Raw genomic sequence first — 4,212 nt, 5'->3', positions numbered from 1 at the left:
GTTCACAAATGTTCCAGAATTTGTCCGATTTCACAGCCTCAAGCCGGTTGGGCCTTTTCGGAGCGGGGGCCACGGTCCGGACGGCAACGCCCGAGACATGATCAGCAATACGGCTGCCCGGCCATAAGCCTGGAGATCACGCGGAGGTGGTCGCTGTGGTTCTCGCCCCAGACCTCGGACGTAGCCTGAGCCTTGGGATGCGCCCGGGCCTCATCTTCGGTCATGGTGAACGGCACCAGGTCAAACACCCTGGAGGGCAGGAACACATCCACGCCCCGCCCTGCCCCGGTTCGGTTATGCGAAAAGAACCAGAATTTGCCCGGACGCGTCTCGCCGGTGTCCTGGAAATACTCCCGGAGCTGGGGCCGGTTCAGCCCTCCCGAGAAGCTGACCGGTCGCGTGGACGAAGAAGCTGCCTCCATCTGCGGTTTGCATGCCATGGACCGCATCCTGACAGCACCGTTCAAGGCTCCCGTCAGGCATCCTCACAAAGTCACCGACAGTTGGCTTTCCAGTGAAGGCCTCACGCGCGGCTTGCAGCCCGGCCGCAATGACCCGGTTGCGATCATCGAGATGAGAATTGTCCTCCACAGCCCCGATCAGACCTGCGTCCACCAGATGTCGGACGATGGCGATCTTGCAGCCGTGCTCGGTGGGATGAGAATACGTGCCTCCTCTTCCCTGAAGCGGCTCCAGCTCGTAAGACCAGGGATCGCGGTTCGGGCCAGCGACTGGCCTGTACCTGCAGATGATGTCATTGCCAAAGCCGTACATATCGAACCGAACCTCGGTGCTGCCATCCTGCTTGGGAATGAAGCTCAGCCGGTCATGGCTCATGAGATCGTTGGTGGAAGTCATCGCCTGTGTTCCTTTCGCTCTTTTTGATTGTCGAAATCGCAATGGAAAAAGGCCCACCTTCACTTTGAAGGCAGGCCGGGAGATGTCCGAGGGATCAGGCGGCGATGTGGCCGGCCTTGCGTGCCTCGTCAGCATATGCGCTGAGGGTTTTGCGCGCCGACCAGAACAGATCCCGCTCGATACCCTGGCGAAACACAGGATGCCGCCATTCCCTCAGTTCTGACATTGAAACAGACCCAAGCTCGGGAAATCCGAGATCGGCAAGCCCGAAGGCAATATCGGGATGGTCCGGATCCAGTTCGCTCAGCAGCCATGTGCCCAGGCCATAGGGATTGAAGAGTTTGACGACTGGTTCGAAGTCGAATTCGTTAGCCGTGCCCCGAACCGCAGACTGCATCTCGCCATTCTTCAGGAGCTGCGCCTGCTGTACACTGGTCAGTAGTAGCATCATGTTTAGCCTTTTGTTGCTCGACCCCCAATTCGGGATCGCAAGGCCAGCAGGCCACCTCTTCCTTTTCGGAGGGCACCGCTACATGTAGTATTTCTGTCGCTGGGAACCGCAATATGATTGAACACGCCCCCTGTTTGTTCTATATTGGGAGCAAGCTGCCAGAGGGGGAAATCTGATGTCCGGACAGACTGCCACTGTTCCATCCCAGACATTGCCTGCGACGCCAAAACAGCTCGCCTATGCCCGGCGGATCTCCCAGGAGCGGAACGTTGTTCTGCCCTGGGAGATTCAGCAGGATCGGTATGAGCTGAGCCGCTGGATCGATGCCCAGTTGCAGGCGCCGGCTGCAGACAGGGATCCCCGGCCGAGCTCGAAGCAGGTTGCTTTTGCGGAGCGCATCGCCCGGATCAAGCGCAGCGTGGTTCCGGACGAATGCTTCCGCGATCGTGTGCTGATGTCGCGTTGGATCGACAGCAACAAGCCCTGATCCTCCTCAGCTCAGGCCTCCATCTTCTTCGTCGAGATCCACAACCGTGGCTTCGCATTCCGGATCGACGCAGGTGAACACAGTGGCCGTGTTGAGCGGATCATTGTCCCGCATGATCGCAAGGGCTCTTGCTGCAGCTTCAGTCGCCGTGTCGGCTTCGATGTCGATCTCCCATGTAACCCGAAAGGTCTGCATCAGGCGGCCTCCTACTCTGAAGGTGCGCCCGGCTCCCCTGCCCGCTCGAACGCCCAGTCCGCGGCGGCTTGAGCGTTGGCGGCAGCGCGCAGGATCGCTTTGTGATCGTCGGAAATCGTTTTGATCCAACTGGCAACGTATGCGGCATTCTGCTCGAAGGAAGGATGAATGCCCAGCCGGGCACAGATCATGGCGCCGGAGATCTCGGCGTAGATTTCCTCGTGCTGATAGCGTTCTGAGCGGGTCTTGCCGGGAAAGGACAGATCCAGCCGCCGGCCGTCGGCGATCGCATGAGCTGCTTCGTGACTGAGCGTATCGAAAAAGCCGTGGGCAGTCTCGAACGTGTGGACCGGCGGCATATGGATCAGATCCCGAGCCGGGGAGTAATAGGCGCGGGGCTCGGCGCTGTGGCGGATCTCAACGCCGAGGCTGTGGAACCAGGCGTCGAGCTCAGGATCACTTTTGGTACCGAAGTCCCGGATCCCGGCCGGGCGGTCATACCAGTGCTCGTCGAGCCCATCGATCTGATCGCAATTGAACACCCGGTAGGCGCGCGCATAACGGATCACCTGGTCTTGACCGTTCGCGCCATCGCCGTCGTCCTTGCGGATCTCCCCGTATTTGATCACGGTCGTCGACGTTTCGCCGCGGCGGACCTGGCCCCCCAGTTCCTGCGCCTGTCGATAGGTCATCCAGGAATTCGAGCTGAAACCGCGGTTCATTGCAGCGATCCAGAGCATGACCACGTTGATGCCGCGATAATGCTCACCGGTCACCCGGCGCGGCAGGGTCAGACCCGCCTGCCCGCCTGACCACGGCTTTCGCCAGGGGACAGTGCCCTTCTTCAGTTCGTCGAGGATCTGATTGGTGACGTGGCTGTAGACATCGAATTTCGGCTTGCCCATGATGGCCTCCTGATCGTGAATGGATTCACGACGACAGAGGGCCCTCTTTCACTTTGCAGCGCGAAACGGACACCAGAAGGAAATACGGCACCCTTCTCAGAGCCATCTCAGCCCATGGTCTGTGGGTGGAGTGCCGTGCCTGCGGCCACGGGGCGGAACTGCGGGTGGCGGATCTTCTGGAGGTTGCCGCACCTGATGCCGCTGTGCGGGACATCCTGCCCCGGCTGGAATGCACCAAATGCCGGGAAAAGGAGATTGGGGACGTCGTGATCCTGTCTCCGGACGTGGACAACAAGCACCAAGGCGGGTGGCAGACGAATGAATCAGAGGAGGTATCCAAGGAGCACGACCAGATCCCCGACGCGCCGCATGACGGAATTGGACGCTGAACCTTCTAACCTGTGGGAGTACATCATGTATCGGGCAGGTGCGGCCCCACCCACCGCAATTAATCCCGGAGGCAGCTGATGAGTTTTCTCGTCAAGAACAAAGGCAAGCTTGAGGATGGCACCTTTGCTGTCTTGCTGATCGCGGACGATGTAACGGATCTGAAAGTGTTCGACCGCGGCGAACGAGTCGATTTCCAGCGGAATGGCACGTCATCTGTCATATGCCGGCCAGCAGATGAGCCAAAGCGGGAGCCGGAAGCCGAAGATCAGAGTGCGGAAGGCGAGCCGCCTTTGAAGCTCGGGCCCGAGAACTACACCGACGACGACATGGACGACTGGTTTCGGGAGCTGGATGATCGGCTGGAAACAGAGACGTCGTGAGCCTACCCGGATGGGACAGCGCGCGACCGGCCGCGCGCTGCCGGATCTCTCACCTTGGGCGGGTGGCAGTTCGCATTCGATGGCTGTCCAGCCAGTCCTTTAGGCCCAGTATGTGTAACGACCTGCAAACATAATCGGCTCAACCTGCAATCATCCTGATTTTCGGCCCGAATTATTTGCATCTATCCAGCGCTCCAAACCCGGATTATTTGCGAATGAACCCACAATAGTTGCAACCAGCCTGCAATCATCCGCCTCGGCTCACATTAAATGCGAATAGCATTTTGGTGTTGTTTTCAAGCACCTGCATACGTCTGACTTCTCACCTGAGATTTGCGGCGCTGAACGTAGATTGTCAGACGCGATTTCGGGACAAGAATTCTTATTGTCTCTGGACGCTGGCTCGGCGGCGTCATGGTGTCTGGAAAACGCTCGTTTCCCAGACCAGCCGTACAGACTTGGCGCAGCAAATCTGGAACATAGCCAGGATTCGATTTTGAGCCAGTCACCTCATGTTTTCCTCAATCTCGGCGATGATCAGCTCCA

The 4,212-nt window shown here is 58.9% G+C and carries 9 protein-coding genes; 5 read left to right on the top strand and 4 right to left on the bottom strand.

The window, feature by feature from the left end; genetic code table 11:
• Positions 1-101 precede the first annotated feature (101 nt).
• Entirely contained in the window at positions 102-440 is a 339-nt protein-coding gene (locus tag GOX53_RS28935) for a hypothetical protein (RefSeq protein ID WP_171182336.1), read from the bottom strand.
• Here GOX53_RS28935 and GOX53_RS28930 point away from each other — a divergent pair.
• A complete protein-coding gene (locus GOX53_RS28930) occupies positions 439-885 on the top strand; it encodes a hypothetical protein (RefSeq protein WP_171182335.1) in 447 nt (148 codons plus the stop codon). The two genes, GOX53_RS28935 and GOX53_RS28930, sit on opposite strands and share 2 nt — an antisense overlap.
• 67 nt (positions 886-952) lie before the next feature.
• Here GOX53_RS28930 and GOX53_RS28925 read toward each other — a convergent pair whose 3' ends face one another.
• Positions 953-1,309 carry a DUF2958 domain-containing protein gene (locus tag GOX53_RS28925; protein ID WP_371810457.1) on the bottom strand — a complete coding sequence of 119 codons (357 nt, stop codon included), beginning with the start codon at positions 1,307-1,309 and terminating at the stop codon, positions 953-955.
• A 175-nt stretch (positions 1,310-1,484) separates the two neighbouring features.
• On the opposite strand from GOX53_RS28925, the gene GOX53_RS28920 reads away from it, so the two are divergent.
• The gene (locus tag GOX53_RS28920) at positions 1,485-1,796 is read left to right on the top strand and encodes a hypothetical protein (protein WP_171182075.1); all 312 of its coding nucleotides are present in this window, start codon (positions 1,485-1,487) and stop codon (positions 1,794-1,796) included.
• Between the two features lie 6 nt (positions 1,797-1,802).
• Here the strand turns inward: GOX53_RS28920 and GOX53_RS28915 are convergent, their stop codons facing one another.
• The gene (locus GOX53_RS28915; protein WP_171182334.1) at positions 1,803-1,991 is read right to left on the bottom strand and encodes a hypothetical protein; all 189 of its coding nucleotides are present in this window, start codon (positions 1,989-1,991) and stop codon (positions 1,803-1,805) included.
• Between the two features lie 11 nt (positions 1,992-2,002).
• Positions 2,003-2,896 (bottom strand): ArdC family protein, encoded by an 894-nt coding sequence (locus GOX53_RS28910; RefSeq protein WP_171182333.1) that lies wholly within the window; start codon positions 2,894-2,896, stop codon positions 2,003-2,005.
• A 164-nt stretch (positions 2,897-3,060) separates the two neighbouring features.
• On the opposite strand from GOX53_RS28910, the gene GOX53_RS28905 reads away from it, so the two are divergent.
• From GOX53_RS28905 to GOX53_RS29695, 3 genes are all read left to right on the top strand, one after another.
• Positions 3,061-3,285 carry a hypothetical protein gene (locus GOX53_RS28905; protein ID WP_171182332.1) on the top strand — a complete coding sequence of 75 codons (225 nt, stop codon included), beginning with the start codon at positions 3,061-3,063 and terminating at the stop codon, positions 3,283-3,285.
• Positions 3,286-3,363: 78 nt separating this feature from the next.
• Positions 3,364-3,666 (top strand): hypothetical protein, encoded by a 303-nt coding sequence (locus GOX53_RS28900; protein WP_171182331.1) that lies wholly within the window; start codon positions 3,364-3,366, stop codon positions 3,664-3,666.
• Between the two features lie 352 nt (positions 3,667-4,018).
• The coding region (locus GOX53_RS29695; protein WP_217351994.1) for a hypothetical protein at positions 4,019-4,212 on the top strand (194 nt) is incomplete at its 3' end.

The organism is Ruegeria sp. HKCCD8929, assembly GCF_013031405.1.
In the GTDB taxonomy this organism is placed as follows: domain Bacteria; phylum Pseudomonadota; class Alphaproteobacteria; order Rhodobacterales; family Rhodobacteraceae; genus Ruegeria.
This window is presented reverse-complemented; position numbering and strand designations above follow the sequence as displayed.

What these genes read in the sequence shown, in the direction of transcription:
- GOX53_RS28930 (WP_171182335.1), top strand. Translation starts at nt 439, where the DNA reads ATGGACCGCATCCTGACAGCACCGTTCAAGGCTCCCGTCAGGCATCCT.
- GOX53_RS28920 (WP_171182075.1), top strand. Translation starts at nt 1,485, where the DNA reads ATGTCCGGACAGACTGCCACTGTTCCATCCCAGACATTGCCTGCGACG.
- GOX53_RS28900 (WP_171182331.1), top strand. Translation starts at nt 3,364, where the DNA reads ATGAGTTTTCTCGTCAAGAACAAAGGCAAGCTTGAGGATGGCACCTTT.
- GOX53_RS28915 (WP_171182334.1), bottom strand. Translation starts at nt 1,991, where the DNA reads ATGCAGACCTTTCGGGTTACATGGGAGATCGACATCGAAGCCGACACG.
- GOX53_RS28910 (WP_171182333.1), bottom strand. Translation starts at nt 2,896, where the DNA reads ATGGGCAAGCCGAAATTCGATGTCTACAGCCACGTCACCAATCAGATC.
- GOX53_RS28925 (WP_371810457.1), bottom strand. Translation starts at nt 1,309, where the DNA reads ATGATGCTACTACTGACCAGTGTACAGCAGGCGCAGCTCCTGAAGAAT.
- GOX53_RS28935 (WP_171182336.1), bottom strand. Translation starts at nt 440, where the DNA reads ATGGCATGCAAACCGCAGATGGAGGCAGCTTCTTCGTCCACGCGACCG.